The organism is Pseudomonas cavernicola (genome assembly GCF_003596405.1).
GTDB classification, from domain to species: domain Bacteria; phylum Pseudomonadota; class Gammaproteobacteria; order Pseudomonadales; family Pseudomonadaceae; genus Aquipseudomonas; species Aquipseudomonas cavernicola.
The window spans coordinates 918,961-940,579 of the sequence record NZ_QYUR01000008.1; the positions used below are offsets into that span (position 1 = coordinate 918,961).

The window sequence follows — 21,619 nt, forward strand, 5'->3', positions numbered from 1 at the left end:
ATGGACCCTCGACATATACTCTCCTGCCTCGCCTGTATTTCCCTCCCGGTGCAGGCACTGGACCTCAGGGAAGCCTGGAACCTGCTGCAGTACCAGGGACCAACCTACCTGGCGGCTGTGCATGAAAAGGAAGCGGGTGAAGAAAACCGCGCAATTGGCAAGGCTGGCCTGCTGCCGCAGATCAATGCCAGCGCATACGATAACCACGTCAACGGCACCCAGAAAAAACCGGACGCCTTAGGGCGCAATACCGAAGACGATCTCCACTACGAGTCCAAGGGTGGATCGGTGCAACTGCGCCAAGCCATCTTCAACAAGCAAAAGATGGCCGAGTATCGCCAGGGCAAGCAACAGGCCGATTACAGCGTGGCGGTGTTCGACGCCAAAAGCCAGGATGCCGCAGTGCGCCTTGCTGGACGTTATTTCGACGTTCTGTTGGCGCACGAGACCATTGATTTGGCTAAAGCCAAGCTCAAGGCCTTCGAAGAGCAAGTGACCTCGACACAACGGCGCTTTGACCTTGGCGACGGCACCATTACCGATGTCGATGAGGCGACTGCACGGCGGGACCTGGCACTGGCCGAGCTGATCGAGGCGCAGGACAGCCTGCTGGTGGCTAGACGTCTGCTACAGGAATATCTCGGCGAGGTGCCCGAGCAACTCGCCACTCTGCGCGAAAGTTTCCCGACACCACCGCTGGAACCCAGTAGCCTGCCGGACTGGGTTCTCAAGGCACAAAGCGATAACCCGGTGCTTCAAGCTCGGCGTTACAGCGTTAGTGCCGCAGAAGAAGAGGTGAACAAAGCCAAAGCCGGGCACTGGCCCACACTGGATTTCGTGCTTGGCTACACCTCCGCGGACAGCGAGTCGGTGTCCACCCTGAACCAACGCAACGACTATGGCTCGGTCGGGGTAGAGATGAATATCCCGCTGTACAGCGGTGGCTTCGTCAGTGCACGGGCTCGTCAGGCAGTGGCGACCAGAGACCAGACTCAAGAAGAGTTCAATGCCGCTCGCGAAGAAATCATCTCCGGTACAACGCGTGAATTTCGTGGCGTGCAAAGTGGTGAGGCCCGCGTTCGGGCGCTGGAAAAAGCGGTGACCTCAAGTGAAAAGTCACTCGACTCATCGAAAAAGGGCTTTCTTGCGGGCACCAGCACCAACGTCGACATTCTCAACGCCGAGGAGTTGGTGTTCACCGCTCGGCGCAACCTGTTCGAAGCGAAACTGCGTTACCTGCTCTCCAAGCTGCGGCTAGCCGCCGCTATTGGCGCACTGGGTGATGACGACATCGATCAGGCCAATACCTATCTCGGCCCGGAACTGATGTTTTAATGACCACAGGTTTTAAAGGCTAGGCATTTTAAAAACCAAGTAGAGAAAATCTCCGTACTGCTGCCTGCAGCTCCGTGGCCAGCTCATTTCATATAGCCAGACTAAACCGAGCAGTAATTAGTCGTGCGGGCTCTAACGTATCTGATGTTTGTGCAATAAGCGGTAAAACGTTGGACGGGATATCCCCAGCACACGCGCCGCTTCGCTCATGTTGCTGGAATAGCGGGTTAACACATCGTTAAGCGCCAGGCGCTCCGCTCGGAAGATGTAATCGTTCAGGGTGCCGATGGCAGGTCCCATGTTCTGCTCTTTTTCCAGTCCGAGATCCACCGTCTCAATCTGCCGCCCTTCGGCCACTACCAAAGCGCGGCGTACTCGGTTGGACAGTTCCCGAACATTCCCCGGCCAGGGATGCTTGATCATCGCCGCGAGTGCCGCCTCGCTGAAGGGGCGCAGACGACAGCCGATTTCTGCCGAGTAAAGCTTGGCTAAGTGATCCGCCAGAAACGGGATATCCATCCTCCGCTCGCGCAATGGAGCGGTTTGTACGTTCAGTACATTAAGTTGGTAGTAAAGGTCCTCACGGAAACGCTTTTGCCGAATAGCCTTTTCCAGATCGAGGGCGGTCGCCGCGAGCAGCCGGACATTGACAGGAAAAGATGGGCTAGCGCCGACACGTTCGCTTTGCATAAGGTGCAAAAAGCGCAACAGATTGGCCTGTAGCTTCAAAGAAAGGCTGCCGATCTCGTCAAGAAACAAAGTCCCGCCATCAGCAGACTCGATGCAACCGATTTTGCGTCGAAGCCCCTCCGTAAAGGCGCCCTCCTCGCGACCAAACAACTCGAACTGCAGCAGATGCTCGGAGTGCGCAGCACAGTTGAGCACTACGAATGGCCCGGATGGGCGGCGCGATTGAGCATGAAGGGTGCGGGCCACTAGCTCTTTACCAGTTCCACTTTCACCACGGATAAGCACGGGTAAAGCGACTGCCCCCAGTTTCGTCAACAACTTGCGCAATTCCTTCATGCGCTGGCTGTTACCCAGTAATTCGTATTCATAAGCCAGATTTCTGTTGCTACCCAACTCACGTAGGCGCGCCATGCAGGCGCGTCCAAGGGCAACCTTCAGCCGAGCAACGTCAAATGGCAGCGTGTGAACGTCAAAAAACCATTCACCGACAAAATCACCGATGCCGTGCATGTCCAGTTCATTGGGGTTCAACGCGATGATCCATGCTGCCGCACTGTGGCGAATCAACTCTTTGATCTGTTCTGGGCGGAAACTAAATGCTTGCAGGCGCAGCAAACCAACATCGCAGTCCCGCTCAACGGCTTTTTCAAGGGCACAACTTTCCACCCTCCAGCCTCCTGCACGCAGGTACACAACAAGGCGCTCACATTCATTGCAGGGATCCACCACCAACAGGCGACGGGGCGCAGGTATGACGTCCTCAAACATATCTCATCCTTGGCGCCATTATTTTGTAAATTCATTAAAAACAATAGTTTGGCGCACGCCCTTGTAACGCTAGCAATAACCTTGACGCGGTTTGGATCATTTCTCTATAAATCCTATTCCGCTTAGCGCACATGAAGACTTTCACACTGTACGGGCTCAGATGGATGTCGAGTCGCGAGCAAGGAGCTATGCCTTAGCGAGCGATTCGACAGGCATTTCTATGGCAATCTGCCTTCGCAGTCATGGCAACTTGCCAATACCCGATTGCTTGGCATAACGTCAGACAAATAAGAAAGCTACAAGGAAGTATCTGATGCAAATCCTCCGCCGCACCTTACTGCTGCTGCTGTTTGCCCTATTGGCGGGCTTGGCCGTGGTCTTCTATTACATTGCCAACCCTAACCTCCCGAGCTATCAGCAACCGGAGCAGCTCCACTACCTTGAACAGTGGAGCCCGGAAGCGCGGCAGACTTACTACTACACCCCGCAAGGCACGCAAGTGAAAGGTCTGCGCTACGACTGGTTCGTCGCGCTGGAACAACCTTTCGGCCAAGACAAATTCGCCAGTCCCGATTACCTCGCGCGCTTTGGCTTTCTAACTGAGCCGCAGCAGCAAGCCACGCCACTTAATCCAGGGAATCTGCCGGTCGGGTTTGCCCGCCATCAGGATGCCGAATCCGGCGCGCCATACTTGGACATCAGCTGCGCCGCCTGCCACACCGGCGAGTTGCGTTATAAAGGTCATGCGGTGCGTATCGATGGTGGGGCCGCCCTGCACTCCCTGGCCTCCACGGTGCCGACCCTGCGAGGTGGCAGCTTTGGGCAAGCGCTCGGCATGAGCATGGCGTTTACCTACTACAACCCACTGAAGTTCAAACGCTTCGCCAAAACGGTGCTAGGTAGTCAGTACCCGAAAAGTCGCGACCAATTGCGCAGCGACTTCAAAGTCGTACTTAACCGCCTCCTCGGACAGGCCTGGAACGACACCCACCGCGGCCTCTACCCCACCGAAGAGGGCTTCGGGCGCACCGATGCTTTCGGCCGTATCGCCAACAGCGTGTTCGGCGATGCTATTGACCCCGGCAACTATCGTGTCGGCAATGCCCCGGTCAGCTACCCGCAAGTCTGGGACATCTGGAAATTCGACTGGGTCCAGTGGAACGGCTCGGCGATGCAGCCGATGGCACGCAATATCGGCGAATCCCTTGGCGTCGGCGCCACCCTGCGCCTATTTGAAGCCAACGGCCACGCCGTGCCGGAAGCCGAGCGCTATGCCTCCAGCGTGCGCCTGCGTGACCTCCACACCTTGGAAGAAACCCTCAAGCAGCTGAAACCTCCGACCTGGCCAGAAGACGTGCTTGGTAAGGTCGACCTCGAACTGGCCAGTAAAGGTCGTGCGCTGTTCACTGAAAATTGCACCTATTGCCATGCCGCAAACCCTAAACCCCTTGACGAACGTCTGGCGCCAACCCGCGATCCAGAATGGCGGATGCGCATTGTCCCGACTCGCATCGTGGGTACCGACCCCACCGCCGCCGACAACATCGCCGATCACCGTTTTGATATCAGTAAGCTCGGCTGGAGCAAGGCCGAACTGGACAAGCTCGGGGTCAAATTGCTCGACGGCAGCCTGGAAGAAGTCGACTTTGCCAGCATCTCCAGCGCTAAAGGCCTGGCCTACGTCACCGCCTACGTGGAAAACCGCGCCTATCAGGATGCCGGCATCAAAGCCCAGGAGCGCCGGAGCATGGACGGCTACGGCCTGCCCATCGGCGTACAGGAAAAGCGTGGCTACAAGGCTCGCCCGCTCGATGGCATCTGGGCCACCCCGCCATTCCTGCATAACGGTTCGGTGCCAACGCTGTTCCAACTGCTCTCGCCCGTCTCCGAACGCGCGAAGCAGTTCTGGGTCGGCAACCACGAGTACGACCCGCAACACGTTGGCTTTAACAGCGAGAAGTTCGACGGCGGTTTCCTATTCAAAACCACCGTCACCGGTAACAGTAACCGCGGTCACGAATTCCGCGATGGCTGTCGTCAAGATGGCGTTATCGGCCGCGCCCTACAGCCCGAAGAACGCTGGGCGCTGATCGAATACCTGAAGACTCTGGGTGATGCCAAGTTGGAAGGCCAACTACAGCCCATCGCCGCCAAACCCTGGACTCCAGGCCCCAGTTGCCAGGACTAGAAGCCTGTTGAGCTTTCGACGCCCAAGCCCGGAAGACTCCTTTGCCCACGCAATCCTCCTCTCCCCGCCGGGGAGAGGACTCGGGTGAGGGGAAAACATCCCAGCCCCGGCATAACCCATCACAAACAAGGACGCGCCCCATGCTCAAACGCTGCTGGCTTTGGCTTGGCCACCTGCTCGGAAAACTCACAGTGCTTCTGCTGATCGTCGGCCTTGGCGGCTGGGGCATTGGCTCGATTTACTACGCCTGGAAATTTTCCGGCCCGGTGTCCAACGAAGAACAGATCCCGCCGGGTGAAGCCGCCCTCACCCAGGGCATCATCGAAGATGCCATCCGTATCGTCGAACAGCACCGCGACAACACCCGCGTACTGCGTGACGCCCACGCCAAAGCCCACGGCTGCGTGAAGGCCGAGTTCACCGTACTAGCGGAACTCGACCCAGCCTTGCGTCAAGGTGTGTTCAGCGAACCGGGCAAAACCTGGCAAGCCTGGATGCGCCTGTCCAACGGCAACGCCTATCCACAATTCGACCGTGCCCGCGATGCACGTGGCATGGCAATCAAACTGCTCGATGTGCCCGGCGCGAAGCTGATGGCTAGTAAGGGCACCGCCAGCGACCAAGACTTCGTGATGTTCAACCACTCATCGTTCTTCGTCCGTGACGTCGCCGAGTACAAAAGCAACTTCGCCGCCCAAGCCAGCGGCAAAAAGGTCTTGGCCTTCTTTCCCAACTGGGATCCTCGCAGCTGGGAACTGCGCCATCTGATCATCGCCCTGAAGACGCTGGCCCCCGCACCGGAAAGCCCGGTGGCGACGACTTACAGCTCCATTGCCCCGTTCAAGCTCGGGCCAAACAACATCAAGTACCGCGTCATCCCAGCAGCGGAAAATTGCCCGAACTATGAGTTACCCAAGCAAAACCACGACTTGCCCAACTTCCTACGCAACGCGCTCTATCAGCAACTCTCCCTCGACCGCGTTCCAGCCTGCTTTGCCTTGCAAGTACAACGGCAAAACCCCAAGCACTACATGCCCATTGAGGACACCAGTGTCGAGTGGGATGAGTCATTAGCGCCGTTCGAGACAGTTGCGACCATTAAACTACCCGCCCAGGACTTTGATAGCACCGAGCAGAATCTGTTTTGCGACAATCTATCGTTTAATCCCTGGCATTCGCTGCCGGAACATCGACCGATTGGAGGGATAAACCGGTTGCGTAAAGCGGTTTATGAGGCGGTGAGTGTGTATCGGCATGAGCGCAACGGTTCTGACTGAAAGTACAAAACGCTGCCTAACAAACGCCTAAAGCAAACATGGCGATCTCAAGTTTCTAGCAGCACCTTATCCAGGTGTTGCATTTGAAGCTTGAGACCGCCATGTCGTATAACACCTAACAACGGGGACTATTTACTAAGACTGAACATCCTTGTTCAACTTGGCCTCACCATGCAGCCAGGGCGGGGTTTCTTACTGCCCAGGCGCCTTGATCCATGCGCTCTGCAGTGTCCCTGTTTCTTGCCCAGGTGGTGAGCAGTACCATCATCAGGAACCCGCCTACGATGAGAACCGGGTAAGCCGCCAGCAGTTCTACAAGCGAGTACTTCCAAGCCAGCGGGCGACCAACACCCAGCATTGCGGCATAGAACCACGACACACCCGACAACGCTCCCGAGAAAAGCGCCAGCATACGCAGACTGAACGAGAGCTTCAGCAACGAACCTGCTTTTTTCAGTGCAGGCAATACAGCGCTATGCAACAGGGCACCGTTAAAGGTCAACAGCACAACGATCCCGATTTTGGCTTGCAACTTCGGATTGAGGAAATACTCCATCCCTTTGCCGGCGTAGTCTATCCCGACGATAGCAATACCCGTGATCCAAAGCGCTACAAGAGCAAGCACTACTGTTTTTTGAAGGCTTTCCATATGGGCGTCATCATGTTGACCTGACGCATCCCCCTTAAGGAGTTGTTTGACCATTGCAATGTCGCTGGTCAAAACAAGTCCAATCGCCACGCAACAGGCAATAAGGTGGAAATAGACAACGCCTAAACGCAAAAACTCCACGGTCGCTTTTTGCCCTAACAACGAAGCAATTATATTGAGTTCCATGGTTACCTCTTTATTCGAATAATGAATCGACAAACGATTCAATATGGCTTAACTGGATTTTATAGATGCAAATTGCAATCAAGATCCAGCAGTTTGTATTAATTAATCCTGCGGTATCACGATATCGAGATAAAAGTGAGCTTAGCGAATGAACTATTCATCATCCGATTGTCTCCATTTTCAGGTAATAAAAATCCCCAACACACTTTGTGCATATGAGGTTTCACTGCCGCTTTGGGGGGTAGGTGAGGATCAGAGCCCGCTTCACCTACCGGCTATTCTGAACGGAAAAACCCGCATCCGTTCATTTTTTGAACAATTTTGCCGACCAACGGCAGTGACAAAAACCCGCCATGAGCAGTCGCTCAGTGCCAGGAGGGGTAGCCGAACCACCATCATTGCTGGCTCTCCGCGCAACTGGCAAGCAGATGAAAGCCCTCTCGGGCGTGTTGATTTTTTTCATGAGTCTCATGGATCAAAGGAGGGCGTAACGGCCACTCACCAGTAAAAATGTCATCACGCGGGTTCATGAGTCAGCCCGGAGCACTGCCATTTGCTGCTCAAAAAGCACATTCGCGGCACTACCCGCGGAGAATCATTAGCTACAAATACGCCTCCGAACGTCCTGGAGCATCCCCAACACCACGAACACCTGTCATTTTCGCGACAAACACCGTCAATTCTGCGACTTAATGTGACTTGCAGGTCAACTCTGATCATCAACACCCATGACAGGCCACAGCAGCGTATGTCTAGCGCCGGCGGCCGCTTACTGTATTGGGATCTACTCGGAGAAACCGACCCCATGAACACCCCGCTCCGTTTTAACGAAGCACTGTTGATCGCCAGCCGCGCGTTTCAACCGTTTCAATGCGTCGCCTGGGCTCCACAAGATGGCACTGGCGAGCTGAGCCTTACCGTAATCGACCGTACCAGCACTCGTTTGCTTGGCCGTACACAACTGTCCAGCAGCATTTATACCGACCCAGAACAACTGGCCAACGTACTGAAAAAGTCCCGCGACGAGCTCAGTCAGCAGGGTTACGACCTACAACCCTGGCACATGCCGGAATAAAGCGGCACAGCGCTCAATACCCTCTCTGCAGCGGTGGGCAGGATCGAAAACCTGTTCACCGCTGTAATACCTGCTCAAACCACGCCAGCCCGCTGCCCCTATCTCCATCCTCGCCGGCAACTCAAACAACTAAGCTGAGCCCTCTGAATGGCCCTTTCCCTGCATGGCGGCTATCTCGCTTAGCCCACGCAGAGCTGTCGGTCCTCACCGCGACCACGCCACCACCGACAGCCAAAACACTTGGCAAACAAATCGAACTACGGCCCCTCCCGGCACTGCTGGAAGCCTCTCTCGCCGGGGAATTGGCTTCCCCTTGCCCCCAAGGTCAGCGCTGAAAAGGTAGTGCGAGGTCTGCTGCTAAAAATCCTTAACGAGTGCTGCCCGCCCCTCTATTTGGCAATATCTGTGCGGTCAATGACATTGTCGCCACTCCTCCACCGCTGCACACTGGCGACCATGAGTATCGAGGTGCGCCATGGAAGCTCTACGCCGGATTGCCTGTCTGATCTATCCGAATGTCATGAGCCTGGACGTCACAGGTCCGCTGCAGGTATTTGCCTCGGCGAATGTCGAGCGCCTGCGCCAGGGGCTCCCTGCGCTGTATGAGCTGAGCCTGATCGGTAGTACAGAAGACCCGGTAGCCACATCGGCTGGCCTACGAATGTGTGTCGATCAAATGTGGCGACAGGTTGATCCGGCCCAGTTGGATACCCTGCTGGTGCCTGGCGGCCAGGGTGTCGATGTTCAGTGCCAGGACGCGGACCTACTCGATTGGTTGCGCAACGCCGAACCCAAAGTACGCCGCCTCGGTTCAGTCTGCTCCGGCGCACTGATTCTCGCGGCGGCCGGCGTACTGGATGGACGAATGGCGACCACCCATTGGGCGGACGTCGATGAGCTTCGCGACAGCCACCCGGCGGTACGCGTCCAGGCTGACCGTCTGCACACCTACGACCCGCGCAATCAGGATGGCGATGCCCATGTATTCACCTCGGCCGGGGTAACCGCGGGCATCGATCTGGCGTTGGCGCTGGTGGAAGCCGATCTCGGGCGGGCGACAGCCTTGGCCGTAGCTCGACGGCTGGTGATGTTTCTTCGCCGTCCCGGCGGGCAGACGCAGTTCAGTGCGCTGCTGACGCCAGAGCCAAGCCGCGTCCCTCGGCTGGCTGCCCTGCTCGATTGGCTGCCCGCCCACCTCGGCGACGATCTCTCGCTGGAGGTACTGGCTGAACAGGCACGGCTGGCGCCGCGCACTCTGTCGCGGGTATTCGTGCAGGAGTTGGGTATGGGCCCTGGGCGCTATGTCGAGCGTCTTCGACTGGAAGCTGCCCGTGCACTCCTGCAGGACGCTCAGGCATCGATCAGCACGGTGGCGCGATTGACCGGTTTTGGCCACCCCGAAAACCTGCGCCGCACTTTTCACAAGTACTTGTCCGTCAGCCCACAGGAATATGCCGAACGCTTCGGCTGAAAACCTCATTAAGGAGCCCCTAATGCTGCAACTACGCCCGAATTGCGAATGCTGTGACCGCGACTTGCCGCCGGAATCCGACGCGGCATTGATCTGTTCGTTCGAATGCACCTTTTGCCGCGACTGCAGCGACAAGGTTCTGCACGGCATCTGTCCGAACTGCGGCGGCGAACTGGTAACCCGACCGCGCCGCCCGGCAGCTGCGCTCGCTAAATTTCCCGCCTCGACCGAAAGAGTGCGCAAGCCCGCCGGTTGTACCGCTAACCGCTGAACCACTACTAATCGCTAAGCCACTAGGAGTGGTCACGATGCTTTTGTTCAACAAACTCCAAGGTGCCGGCGGCGGCGATGATGCTGACCCGCACCGTGCATCCGCCGGCTGGTTCCAACCCGGTGATCATTTTCCTGACACTTCCGGGCTGGGACTTCCTGCTCTATCCCACGCTGACTGGCGCACTGATGCTGCTGGTGGTCGCGTTGATTTTTAACAACTCAGTGCGTAGCGCCAACTACCCCAAGTACTGGTAGCTGACTGTCATTCTGCCGGAGGCCCACCATGCTGCTACTGCGTAACCCATCGATCCGCCTGCTATTTGCCGGCCAGGCGCTGTATTGGTCCTGCTCGATGATTGGTATCACCCTCACCTCGCTGGTAGGCCTGCAGTTGGCACCATTGAATGTGCTGGCGACCCTGCCGCTGGCTTTGCTGGTACTCGGCAATTTACTCGCCGTGCAACCGTTGTCGCTGTTTATGCAGCGCCACGGACGCCGCCCCGGGCTGATGCTCGGTACTGGCTGTGGCGTGCTCGGCGGGCTGGTCAGCGCGCTCGGTGTGGGGCTCGGCGACTTCGCCATTTTCTGCCTCGGCGCATTGCCGATTGGTGCCTATCAGGCTTCGGCGATGTATTACCGGTTTGCCGCACTGGAAGCCGTCGATGAACCGCAAAAAGGTCGCGCCACCGCGTATGTGATCGGCGGTGGGGTGTTGGCTGCGCTGATTGCGCCGAGCCTGGCGCTCTGGTCACGTAATGCCCTGGCAACGCCCTTCGTCGGCGCTTACCTGCTAATTGCACTGCTGGCTCTGCTCGGTCTGCTGCTGATGACACAACTGCGCGAAGGCGCCGCGCCAAAACCGGGCAAAGCCGGATTAGCGGCTATGCGCGAACTGTTAGCGCGACCGTTGGTGCGCGCGGCTATCGCCACGACTGCGATTGGCCACGGGCTGATGATCTTCGTCATGAATGCCACGCCGCTGGCGATGAGTTTCTGTGGGCTGGGCTTGGAGGCCAGTTCGCGGGTGATTCAATGGCATATGCTCGGCATGTTCCTGCCGGCATTCATTGCCGGGCCATTGGTGGACAAACTCGGCAGCCGACGCATTGCGCTGCTGGGCAGCAGCATTCTGCTTATCAGCGCCAGCGTAGCCCTCGCTGGGCTGAATCAGACGCACTTCCTGATCAGCTCCTTCCTGCTCGGGCTGGGCTGGAATTTGATGCTGATCGCCGGCACCACACTCTTGACTGAAGGCCACAGCAGCGATGAACGCGGCCATGCCCAGGGCTTGATGGAGCTCGCCAACGGTTCGGTGGCGGCCTGCGCCTCTTTCGCCTCCGGTGCGCTGATCAGCGGGATCGGCTGGGTTGCGATCAACCTCGGCGTCTTGCCGTTGATCGTGATTGCCCTGCTGATGCTGATTCCCGCACGCAGGCCACTCGCGGCGTAAAACGCGCGGCAGGCGCACATAAAAAAGGCGGCCCGCAGGCCGCCTTTTTGTCGGAGCACGCCTTACTTAGTAGTAGGCGTTTTCCTTGTTGGTGTGATCCGTCACATCACGCACGCCTTTCAGTTCGGGGATGCGTTCCAGCAAGGTTTTCTCGATACCTTCTTTGAGCGTCAGGTCGACCTGGCCGCAGCCCTGGCAGCCGCCACCAAACTTCAGCACCGCGATGCCGTCTTCGACCACATCGATCAGACTGACCTCGCCGCCATGGCTCGCCAGACCGGGATTGATCTCGGTCTGCAGGTAGTAGCTGATGCGCTCGTTGATCGGGCTGTCCGCATTGACCATCGGCACCTTGGCGTTCGGTGCTTTGATGGTCAGTTGGCCACCCATACGGTCGGTCGCGTAGTCGACTACCGCATCTTCCAGAAACGCTTCGCTGAAGGCGTCGATATAGGCCGTGAAGCTTTTCAGCGCCAGGGCGGTGTCTTCAGGCTTCTCTTCACCCGGCTTGCAATAAGCAATGCAGGTTTCTGCGTACTGCGTGCCCGGCTGGGTAATAAAAACGCGAATGCCGATGCCCGTGGTGTTCTGCTTGCTCAGCAGATCAGCCAGGTAGTCGTGGGCAGCTTCGGTAATGGTAATGGCGCTCATGGCAACTCCTCGCAAACTTAGGCGCAGTGTACGTCACTCGACCCTGCAGGGCAAAGTCCTAGCGTTTTAGTCGGACAAATGTAACGCCCGCAGCCCGAGTATCATTCCGGGCCGCGGACTCACTGCTTAAAGATTCTCATAGCGGTTCATATCCAGCACACCGGCCTCCTCCGGCTCGGTGTCCCGAATGTAGCCCGACAGATCATGAAAGTACCGCCAGAACTCCGGATGACTGCGGCGCACGCCCCAACGTTGCACCAGTTGTTCGAACGCCGCGGCATCCTTGGCTTGCTCCATCGCGAAGACAAAGTCCGGAACTTCATCGACTTGCAGGTTGAAGATGAAGTTGGGATAGCTACTCAGCACACCCGGATAAACAGTTACGGTGTCCAATCCTGGCTGATAGCGCAATTCCTCACCGAGCATAAAAGCCACGTTGCTGTGCGCCCGGTTGCGCAGCAGGCTGTAGATCTCAAGCTTGCCATCGGGTAATTCGACGCGCAGCAGAGTCGCTTCCGGCAACTGCGTGATGACCTTGAGCCCTGCTGCCGGCTTATTCGTCAGCCGGCTGAGAGCCTGTTCGGCATCCTGCAATGGCTTGGCAATATTGGCTCGATAACAAGCACCCGCCTGACAGCGGTTGATCGGGTCTGGCCGCGCATTGATGCTTGCGTAGCGCTCCGCCAGCGCTGCGGCAAAAGTGCTTTTCGGATTCGGACCAGCCAATTTAAGGCCCGTGGGGCTATCGTCATCGATGCCTTGATAATCCATCCACATTTTCACCTTGCCACTGTTCTGATACCAATCGCTCAAGATCGCCTCGCGCGAGTCGGCTGGCATCAGGCGCAGGAAGTTCTGCTCAGCGCCATTGCGAATCAGGTCGAAATACAGCCGTGTCTGGGCCTGGTGGGAAACGTTGCCATAAACGTCGAAGTTGACCACCAACTGATAGTAAGTCCGCTCCAGTAGCGGGTAGTCCAGCCACCATAAGGTTTGTGGGATCTCGCCGATCAAGCCCTTGCGCACCGAGGCACTATCGAACTGGCGGAAGATCGACAACAGCGCATTATCGTTACCCGCCCAGATATGCGACCAACTGGGTGGAGCCGCGTCGGCATAGGCGTCCAGGCGCAGTTCTTCATATTCGTTACGCTTGTCGCGATAGGAGTGCCATAGCCCCAGCACCCCACTTAGGTCGTCGATCTGCCCCGGCAGCGCCAGCATCGGCGTAACCTCGGCGCGGTAGTTGCCATCAGTGATATAGAGGTCATGCTCAGGCGCCTGGAACATCACCCAGAAGTTGTCGCGAATCACGTCGGTGGCAATCTGCCCACGGCATACCGGGCCACGGATAAAGGTGCGCACAAAGTATTCGGCGTTATCCAGCATGAACTGGTAGCGCGCTTTGGCCGGAATCGCAGCGAACGTCTCGAACGGATTGGCTCGGCGCTGCGGCCCGTAGCCCGGCGAAGCATCCACCTGCCAATCGCCGCCATAGAACAGCTCTTGCACCCGTGCCAGCTTTTTCGCGCCCAGGGGGTAAGTGATGTGCGTTTTATGCACGATCACACCTTGGATCGGCCACAGACGGTAATAAAACTGCGAACCCGGATCGTCATTCGGCCGGCGCGTGGCAATCAGGTCGATCGGCTGGCCGCTCGGTGTCCGCGAGCGCACCAGTTGAAAGAAGTGCCCCGGCTCACCGCCCTCGAAGTACAAGTGGGCGAGAAACAGATGCTCATAAAGCCAGCGCGCCACCAGATCTTCACGAGCGCCAGGCGCGTTTAGCAGTTTTTCCCACTGCTCGATCTGAGCCGACTCTGCCGCACTCGGCAGCAACGCCTGCTCATCAACCGATGCACCGGCAGCCAACCAGCGTTGTAGCGTCTGGTATTCATGCGTGGTCAGGCCCGTCACCGCGAGCGGCATACCTTCGCGCGGGTGTTTGGCGGCATATGCATCGAACTCGCCTGGCAATGGACACTGGTTTTGCCGGGCGATACCCAGCGCAATGCTCTCCGGCAACTTGGCGTTGGGCTCAAGTGGGGTTTTCTGCCCGAGTTCCAGCATCCGCGCCAACAGCGCGGCTTGGCCGCCTTGCCCATCTAATACCGAATAAAAGCCTTTGCGTTGCCAAGCCGCAGTACCGTGCGCATCGAAAAACAGCCGCGTGGTGGCCTGCGCTTTGGTTCGCCCACCGTCATACACTGGCAGCTTGGTCGCCCCACGCCCAACCCCCTCGCCGCTACCAAGATTCAGTTGGCATGGCGAGTCATAACAGGCGTGGCAGGCCACGCACTTCTCGGTAAAGATCGGCTGAACATCGCGACTGTAGGAAATGGGCTCCGCGCGCGCGACGCCGCAGATGAGCAAGAGCAAAGCACCGACGATTGCGCGGTACGGCATAAACTGGTCCTTGTTTGGCAATGGCGGCGATTTTAGCCGGCTCGACTACGGCAAAGCCAACCTCATCAACATGAGCGCCGCTCATGCAAAAGAGCACAACGCTCCAAAGTCGCGCAGCTTTGATATCATCCGCTCACCATTTTTCTCCATGCTTTATCAGGTAATTCACCCATGTCCGACCGCAGCGCTCGCCTCCAAGCTCTCCAGCAAGCCCTCAAAGAGCGCATCCTGATCCTCGACGGCGGCATGGGCACCATGATCCAGAGCTACAAGCTCGAGGAACAGGACTACCGCGGCAGCCGTTTTGCCGACTGGCCGAGCGATGTAAAGGGTAATAACGACCTGCTGATTCTCAGCCGTCCGGACGTGATCGGTGCGATCGAAAAGGCCTACCTGGATGCCGGCGCCGACATTCTCGAAACCAACACCTTCAACGCCACCCAAGTGTCCCAGGCCGACTACGGCATGGAGAGCCTGGTCTATGAACTGAACGTCGAAGGCGCACGCCTGGCCCGCCAGGTGGCAGATGCCAAGACCCTGGAAACCCCCGATCGGCCGCGCTTCGTTGCCGGCGTGCTCGGCCCAACGAGCCGCACCTGCTCGTTGTCACCGGATGTGAACAACCCCGGCTACCGCAACGTCAGCTTCGACGAGCTGGTGGAGAACTACACCGAAGCTACCCGCGGCCTGATCGAGGGCGGCGCGGACATGATCCTGATCGAAACCATCTTCGACACCCTGAATGCCAAGGCAGCGATCTTCGCCGTGCAAGGGGTGTATGAAGAACTCGGCTTCGAATTACCGATCATGATTTCCGGCACCATCACCGACGCCTCCGGCCGCACACTGTCGGGGCAGACAACCGAGGCGTTCTGGAACTCGATCAGCCACGCCAAGCCGATCTCGGTCGGTCTGAACTGCGCCCTCGGCGCCAAAGAACTGCGCCCGTACCTGGAAGAACTGTCGGACAAAGCCGACACCCACGTCTCCGCGCACCCCAACGCCGGCCTGCCGAACGCTTTCGGCGAGTATGACGAAAGCCCTACGGAAATGGCCGTGGTGGTCGAAGAGTTTGCCGCCTCGGGCTTCCTCAATATCGTCGGCGGCTGCTGTGGCACCACGCCAGCCCATATCAAGGCAATTGCCGAGGCGGTCGGCAAATATCCGCCGCGAGTGATTCCGGATATTCCGAAAGCCTGCCGCCTGTCCGGGCTTGAGCCGTTCACCATCGACCGCCAGTCGCTGTTCGTTAACGTCGGCGAGCGCACCAACATCACCGGCTCGGCCAAGTTCGCCCGGCTGATCCGCGAGGACAATTACACCGAAGCCCTGGAAGTGGCGCTGCAACAGGTGGAAGCCGGCGCCCAGGTGATCGACATCAACATGGACGAGGGCATGTTGGATTCGAAGAAGGCCATGGTGACCTTCCTCAATCTGATCGCCTCCGAGCCGGACATTTCCCGCGTGCCGATCATGATCGACTCATCCAAGTGGGAAGTGATCGAAGCCGGCCTGAAGTGCATCCAGGGCAAGGGCATCGTCAACTCGATCAGCATGAAAGAAGGCGTCGAGCAGTTCATTCATCACGCCAAGCTGTGCAAGCGCTACGGCGCCGCCGTGGTGGTGATGGCCTTCGACGAAGACGGCCAGGCCGACACCGAGAAGCGCAAGATCGAAATCTGCGCCCGCTCCTACGACATCCTGGTCAATCGGGTCGGTTTCCCGCCACAGGACATCATTTTCGACCCGAACATCTTCGCCGTCGCCACCGGCATCGAAGAGCACAACAACTATGCAGTCGACTTCATCCACGCCTGCGCCTACATCCGCGACAACCTGCCCTACGCCCTGACCTCCGGCGGCGTGTCCAACGTGTCGTTCTCCTTCCGCGGCAACAACCCGGTGCGCGAAGCTATCCACTCGGTGTTCTTGTACTACGCGATCAAGAACGGCCTGAGCATGGGCATCGTCAACGCCGGCCAGTTGGAGATCTACGACCAGATTCCGAACGAGTTGCGGGAAAAAGTCGAAGACGTGGTGCTCAACCGCACCCCGCACGGCACCGATGCGCTGCTGGCCATCGCCGACCAGTACAAGGGCGACGGCAGCGTCAAGGAGGCGGAAACCGAAGAGTGGCGCACCTGGGACGTGAACAAGCGCCTTGAGCATGCGCTGGTCAAAGGTATCACCACGAATATCGTCGACGACACCGAAGAGGCCCGCCAGCAGTGCGCACGCCCGATCGAAGTGATCGAAGGTCCGTTGATGGCCGGGATGAACGTGGTCGGCGACCTGTTCGGCGCCGGCAAGATGTTCCTGCCGCAGGTGGTCAAGTCCGCCCGTGTGATGAAACAGGCGGTCGCGCACCTGATCCCCTTCATCGAGCTGGAAAAAGGCGACAAACCGGAAGCCAAGGGCAAGATCCTCATGGCCACGGTCAAGGGCGACGTACATGACATCGGCAAGAACATCGTCGGCGTGGTGCTGGGCTGTAACGGTTACGACATCGTCGATCTGGGTGTGATGGTACCGGCGGAGAAGATCCTGCAAACCGCCATCGCCGAGAAGTGCGACATCATCGGCTTGTCCGGCTTGATCACGCCGTCGCTGGATGAAATGGTCCACGTCGCCCGTGAGATGCAGCGCCAGGGCTTCACTCTACCGCTGATGATCGGTGGCGCGACGACCTCGAAAGCCCACACCGCGGTGAAAATCGAGCCGAAGTATCAGAACGATGCCGTGGTGTACGTCACCGACGCCTCGCGCGCTGTCGGTGTCGCCACGCAATTGCTGTCCAAGGAACTGAAAGCCGGCTTCGTCGAGAAAACCCGCCTCGAGTACATCGAAGTGCGCGAACGCACCGCCAACCGCAGCGCCCGCACCGAGCGCCTGAGCTATGCGGCCTCGATCGCCAATAAGCCGACGTTCGACTGGGCGACTTATCAGCCGACAGTGCCGACCTTCACCGGTGCCAAGGTGCTGGACGATATCGACCTCAACGTCCTCGCCGAGTACATCGACTGGACGCCGTTCTTTATCTCCTGGGATCTGGCCGGCAAATACCCACGCATCCTCACCGATGAAGTGGTCGGCGAGGCGGCGACCGCACTGTTCGCCGACGCCCAGGACATCCTCAAGAAGCTGATCGACGGCAAACTGATCAAGGCCCGCGCCGTCTTCGGCTTCTGGCCGGCCAATCAGGTGCAGAATGACGACCTGGAAGTCTATGGCGAGGACGGCCAACCGCTGGCCAAGCTGCATCACCTGCGCCAACAGACGATCAAGCCGGATGGCAAACCGAACTTCTCCCTGGCCGACTTCGTGGCGCCGAAAGATAGCGGCGTAACCGACTACGTCGGCGGCTTCATCACCACTGCCGGGATTGGCGCCGAGGAAGTCGCCAAGGCCTACCAGGACAAAGGCGACGACTACAACTCGATCATGGTCAAAGCCTTGGCCGACCGACTTGCCGAAGCCTGTGCCGAATGGCTGCACCAGCAGGTGCGCAAGAACTACTGGGGTTACGCCAGCGATGAGCAACTGGATAACGAAGCACTGATCAAAGAACAGTACGCCGGTATCCGCCCCGCTCCTGGCTACCCGGCCTGCCCGGATCACACCGAGAAAGGCACGCTGTTCGAGCTGCTGGATAAAGACGGTCAGAGCGGCGTATTCCTCACCGAGCATTACGCCATGTTCCCAGCGGCGGCTGTCAGCGGCTGGTACTTCGCCCACCCACAGGCGCAGTACTTCGCCGTCGGCAAAATTGATAAGGATCAGGTTGAGAGCTATACCGCGCGCAAAGGTCAGGAGCTGAGCGTCAGCGAACGCTGGCTAGCGCCGAACCTCGGTTACGACAACTAAATAAAAGGCCCGCCATGCGCGAAAATGCCGATCAGCTAAGGACAACTCGCAGGCAAGAGACAGCCTCGTAGGTTGGCGCTGAGCGCAGCGATGCCCAACAAGGAGTCGCCCCGCGACTCCCTTTACTCGGGTTCGCGCTTGGCAGCCCGGCCTTGCAGGCCGGTTGTCGGGCATCGCCTTCGGCTCAGCACCAACCTACGCATTCTCCTGATGGCTCGTGTCACAACTACAATCTGCCAAACATGCCTAAACCACTATGCTGTGATCAGGAGGTTTCCATGGACGACTCGAATAACAAACCCCCAACGCTCTGGCAGATGCTACAGAGCGTGCTGGCAGCAGCTTTCGGCGTGCAGAGTGGGAAGAATCGCGCCCGCGACTTCACTCGCGGCAAACCCAGCCATTTCATTATTCTGGGTGTGCTCTTTACGACGCTGTTCGTACTGGTGATCCTCGGTGTGGTGAAGCTAGTGCTGCATTTCGCTGGGCTTTAACTTTCAGTCGAGCGTGGCTGCAGCGAAAATTGTGATCGCGCATCGCTTCTCCGATCATGACCTATCAAACTCCGCTGACCAGACGTCAATCTGCTGTTGACCGCGAACATCTTGACCCCGCGGCCCTTAACTACGTCAACTTCAGCACTCACTGTCAAACTTGCCGCAGAGTAAAACTTCCATGGCGGCCTTCTGTCACCACTCATCCACACTGCGCAAAACAAAGGCGCCGCCTCTGCTTTATAGCCAGGGGCGGCGGCGGTGAAACACGAAGGGAGGATTGGTTACTGGTGGCTGACCCAGAACACTGCAGTGACCACCGCTAGCAGGATTAAAACGAAGATAGCGCGTGCATCCACCACGCTGTCGCGGTTGTCATGTTCAGAATGGCCGGAATGGTCGGTCATGGCTTCCCCTGTTGTTGTGGTTATCGGTGGTTCGCCTTTGCAGTTAAGACTAGGTAGGCCGCTCGCTCAAGCTGAGCAGTTATGCATCCGCCCTCTCTTATCACTCTTGGTTCTGTTCATATACTAAAACATCACTTTTGCGCATAACTCTGAGCTGGTATCTTCCCCCGGCTCTGCCAGGAGTGCGCGGTCGTGCGCGCTGATTAGCTGTAAGCAGCCTGAAAACAGGACACTTCATGTACGTATACGATAAATACGATCAACACATCATCGAGAGCCGCGTTAAGCAGTTCCGTGATCAGACCCGCCGTTATCTGGCTGGCGAGCTTTCAGGCGAAGAGTTCCGCCCGCTGCGCTTGCAGAACGGCCTCTACATCCAGCGCTACGCGCCGATGCTGCGCGTTGCCGTGCCCTATGGCCTACTCTCCTCGACTCAAGTTCGCAAGATGGCGCAAATCGCCCGCAACTTCGACAAAGGCTACGCGCACATCAGTACCCGGCAGAACGTCCAGTTCAACTGGCCAGAGCTGGAAGACGTACCCGATATCCTCGCCGAGCTGTCGACCGTGCAAATGCACGCGATCCAGACCAGCGGCAACTGCATCCGCAACACCACCACCGACCAGTTCGCCGGTGTCGCCAAGGACGAGCTGATCGACCCGCGCCCGTGGTGCGAAATCATCCGTCAGTGGTCGACCTTCCACCCCGAGTTCGCTTATCTGCCGCGCAAATTCAAGATCGCCGTGAATGGTGCAGTCAGCGACCGCGCGGCGATCGAAGTGCACGACATCGGCCTAGAAGCCGTACACAACGCTGCCGGCGAACTGGGCTTCCGGGTGTCCGTGGGTGGCGGCCTCGGCCGTACGCCTGTAGTCGGTTCCTTTATCAATGAGTTCCTGCCCTGGCAGCACCTACTGACTTATCTGGACGCCATCCTGCGGGTGTACAACCGCTATGGCCGTCGCGATAACAAATTCAAGGCGCGGATCAAGATTCTGGTCAAAGCACTCGGCCCAGAAGTCTTCGCCGCGAAGGTCGAGGCGGAATGGGCGTTCCTCAAGGACGGCCCCAGCACCTTGACCGAAGCTGAAGCCGAACGCGTGGGCAAACACTTCGTCGACCCCGGCTACAAAGCCCTGCCGGACGAAGACGCCGCCCTCGCCCAGCTCGATGCCGAGCACCCGGGTTTTGCCCGCTGGCGCGCGCGCAACGTGGTTGCCCACAAGAAACCGGGCTATGCCGCCGTCACCCTGTCGCTGAAACCTACCGGCGTCGCGCCGGGAGATGTCACCGACAAGCAACTGGATGCCATCGCCGACCTGGCCGACCGCTTCAGCTTCGGTGAAGTGCGCAACTCTCACGAGCAGAACATCATTCTCGCCGACGTCGAACAGGCCAAGCTGTTCCAGCTCTGGGGCGAACTGCGCGAGAACGGTTTCGCCACACCGAATATCGGCTTGCTGACCGACATCATCTGCTGCCCAGGTGGCGATTTCTGCTCGTTGGCCAACGCCAAGTCGATTCCGATCGCCGAAGCCATCCAGCGTCGCTTCGATGATCTGGACTACCTGTTCGACATCGGTGAAATCGACCTGAACATCTCCGGCTGCATGAATGCCTGCGGCCACCACCACGTGGGCCATATCGGCATCCTTGGCGTGGACAAGAAAGGCGAAGAGTTCTACCAGGTGTCCCTCGGCGGCAGCGCCAGCCGTGACGCCAGCCTCGGCAAAATCCTTGGTCCCTCCTTCGCTCAGGACGTAATGCCGGATGTGATCGAGAAACTGATCAATGTCTATGTTGAGAAGCGCACCGAAGACGAGCGCTTTATCGACACTTTCCGCCGTATCGGCATCGACCCCTTCAAGGAACGTGTTTATGCAGCGAATAATTAAAAACGACCAAGTCATCGACGAAACCTGGCACCTGCTGCCCAAGGACGCGTCGCTTGAGGGCCTGTCCAACTGCGACGACCTGCTCGTACCGCTGAACCTCTGGCGCGAGCACAGCCACGCACTCAAGGCCCGCGACGGCGGCCTGGGTGTATGGCTGGACAGTGATGAAGCAGTGGAAGAGATCGCTGACGACCTCGCCCACTTCCAAGTGGTCGCCCTGAACTTCCCGGCATTCACTGACGGTCGCCACTTCTCCAGTGCGCGCCTGCTACGTGAGCGCTACGGCTACAAAGGCGAAGTGCGCGCGATCGGCGACGTATTGCGCGACCAGCTGTTCTTTATGCGCCGCTGTGGGTTCGATGCCTTTGCCGTGCGCCCGGATCGCGACCCATACGACGCTCTGGAAGGCCTCAAGGACTTCTCCGAGTTCTACCAGACCGCTGCTGACCAGCCGCTACCGTTGTTCCGTCGCCGTAAGGTCTGAAGCATCGAGCGATAATAAAAAGCCCCGCAGTGCGGGGCTTTTTATTGGCTTCAATG

The 21,619-nt window shown here is 58.3% G+C and carries 18 protein-coding genes; 13 read left to right on the forward strand and 5 right to left on the reverse strand.

The annotated features are described in order from the left end of the window. On the forward strand, positions 1 to 1,335 hold the full coding sequence (locus D3879_RS25965; protein WP_119957019.1) for a TolC family outer membrane protein: 1,335 nt from the start codon (positions 1 to 3) through the stop codon (positions 1,333 to 1,335). A 132-nt stretch (positions 1,336 to 1,467) separates the two neighbouring features. On the opposite strand, the gene D3879_RS25970 is transcribed toward D3879_RS25965, so the two are convergent. Further along, positions 1,468 to 2,793, reverse strand: a complete 1,326-nt coding sequence (locus tag D3879_RS25970; RefSeq protein WP_119957020.1) for a sigma-54-dependent transcriptional regulator — start codon at positions 2,791 to 2,793, stop codon at positions 1,468 to 1,470. A gap of 313 nt (positions 2,794 to 3,106) precedes the next feature. Between D3879_RS25970 and D3879_RS25975 the strand changes: the two genes are divergently transcribed. Together D3879_RS25975 and D3879_RS25980 are read left to right on the forward strand one after the other, a co-directional pair. Then, positions 3,107 to 4,981: a di-heme-cytochrome C peroxidase gene (locus D3879_RS25975; RefSeq protein ID WP_119957021.1), complete on the forward strand. Its 1,875-nt coding sequence runs from the start codon at positions 3,107 to 3,109 to the stop codon at positions 4,979 to 4,981. A 140-nt stretch (positions 4,982 to 5,121) separates the two neighbouring features. Continuing rightward, a complete protein-coding gene (locus D3879_RS25980) occupies positions 5,122 to 6,258 on the forward strand; it encodes a catalase family protein (RefSeq protein WP_119957022.1) in 1,137 nt (378 codons plus the stop codon). 166 nt (positions 6,259 to 6,424) lie between these two features. Here D3879_RS25980 and D3879_RS25985 read toward each other — a convergent pair whose 3' ends face one another. After that, complete coding sequence (locus D3879_RS25985) at positions 6,425 to 7,093, reverse strand: hypothetical protein (RefSeq protein WP_119957023.1); 669 nt, start codon at positions 7,091 to 7,093, stop codon at positions 6,425 to 6,427. Positions 7,094 to 7,898: 805 nt separating this feature from the next. Here D3879_RS25985 and D3879_RS25990 point away from each other — a divergent pair. From D3879_RS25990 to D3879_RS26010, 5 genes are all read left to right on the forward strand, one after another. Then, a complete protein-coding gene (locus tag D3879_RS25990) occupies positions 7,899 to 8,168 on the forward strand; it encodes a hypothetical protein (RefSeq protein ID WP_119957024.1) in 270 nt (89 codons plus the stop codon). Positions 8,169 to 8,643: 475 nt separating this feature from the next. Continuing rightward, positions 8,644 to 9,639 (forward strand): GlxA family transcriptional regulator, encoded by a 996-nt coding sequence (locus tag D3879_RS25995; protein WP_119957025.1) that lies wholly within the window; start codon positions 8,644 to 8,646, stop codon positions 9,637 to 9,639. A 22-nt stretch (positions 9,640 to 9,661) separates the two neighbouring features. Further along, on the forward strand, positions 9,662 to 9,910 hold the full coding sequence (locus tag D3879_RS26000) for a DUF1272 domain-containing protein (protein WP_119957026.1): 249 nt from the start codon (positions 9,662 to 9,664) through the stop codon (positions 9,908 to 9,910). Positions 9,911 to 9,987: 77 nt separating this feature from the next. After that, positions 9,988 to 10,167: an HPP family protein gene (locus D3879_RS26005; protein ID WP_119957100.1), complete on the forward strand. Its 180-nt coding sequence runs from the start codon at positions 9,988 to 9,990 to the stop codon at positions 10,165 to 10,167. Between the two features lie 31 nt (positions 10,168 to 10,198). Further along, a complete protein-coding gene (locus tag D3879_RS26010; RefSeq protein WP_238474342.1) occupies positions 10,199 to 11,362 on the forward strand; it encodes an MFS transporter in 1,164 nt (387 codons plus the stop codon). 66 nt (positions 11,363 to 11,428) lie between these two features. On the opposite strand, the gene nfuA is transcribed toward D3879_RS26010, so the two are convergent. Both nfuA and D3879_RS26020 read right to left on the reverse strand, forming a co-directional pair. After that, positions 11,429 to 12,013, reverse strand: a complete 585-nt coding sequence (gene nfuA / locus D3879_RS26015) for a Fe-S biogenesis protein NfuA (RefSeq protein WP_119957028.1) — start codon at positions 12,011 to 12,013, stop codon at positions 11,429 to 11,431. 126 nt (positions 12,014 to 12,139) lie between these two features. Further along, positions 12,140 to 14,419 (reverse strand): fatty acid cis/trans isomerase, encoded by a 2,280-nt coding sequence (locus D3879_RS26020; RefSeq protein WP_119957029.1) that lies wholly within the window; start codon positions 14,417 to 14,419, stop codon positions 12,140 to 12,142. On the opposite strand from D3879_RS26020, the gene D3879_RS26435 reads away from it, so the two are divergent. The 3 genes from D3879_RS26435 (at position 14,379) to D3879_RS26030 (ending at position 18,777) form a co-directional block, all read left to right on the forward strand. After that, the gene (locus D3879_RS26435) at positions 14,379 to 14,651 is read left to right on the forward strand and encodes a hypothetical protein (protein ID WP_147411250.1); all 273 of its coding nucleotides are present in this window, start codon (positions 14,379 to 14,381) and stop codon (positions 14,649 to 14,651) included. The two genes, D3879_RS26020 and D3879_RS26435, sit on opposite strands and share 41 nt — an antisense overlap. Continuing rightward, positions 14,591 to 18,283: a methionine synthase gene (gene metH / locus D3879_RS26025; protein WP_119957030.1), complete on the forward strand. Its 3,693-nt coding sequence runs from the start codon at positions 14,591 to 14,593 to the stop codon at positions 18,281 to 18,283. The genes D3879_RS26435 and metH overlap by 61 nt, the downstream gene beginning before the upstream one ends. Before the next feature lie 278 nt (positions 18,284 to 18,561). After that, positions 18,562 to 18,777, forward strand: a complete 216-nt coding sequence (locus tag D3879_RS26030) for a DUF2970 domain-containing protein (RefSeq protein ID WP_119957031.1) — start codon at positions 18,562 to 18,564, stop codon at positions 18,775 to 18,777. Between the two features lie 284 nt (positions 18,778 to 19,061). Here the strand turns inward: D3879_RS26030 and D3879_RS27595 are convergent, their stop codons facing one another. Beyond that, complete coding sequence (locus D3879_RS27595) at positions 19,062 to 19,184, reverse strand: hypothetical protein (RefSeq protein ID WP_274381409.1); 123 nt, start codon at positions 19,182 to 19,184, stop codon at positions 19,062 to 19,064. A gap of 236 nt (positions 19,185 to 19,420) precedes the next feature. Here D3879_RS27595 and D3879_RS26035 point away from each other — a divergent pair, with 236 nt between their 5' ends. Next, on the forward strand, positions 19,421 to 21,079 hold the full coding sequence (locus D3879_RS26035) for a nitrite/sulfite reductase (protein ID WP_119957032.1): 1,659 nt from the start codon (positions 19,421 to 19,423) through the stop codon (positions 21,077 to 21,079). Further along, the gene (locus D3879_RS26040) at positions 21,063 to 21,563 is read left to right on the forward strand and encodes a DUF934 domain-containing protein (RefSeq protein WP_119957033.1); all 501 of its coding nucleotides are present in this window, start codon (positions 21,063 to 21,065) and stop codon (positions 21,561 to 21,563) included. The genes D3879_RS26035 and D3879_RS26040 overlap by 17 nt, the downstream gene beginning before the upstream one ends. The last annotated feature ends 56 nt before the right edge of the window (positions 21,564 to 21,619 follow it).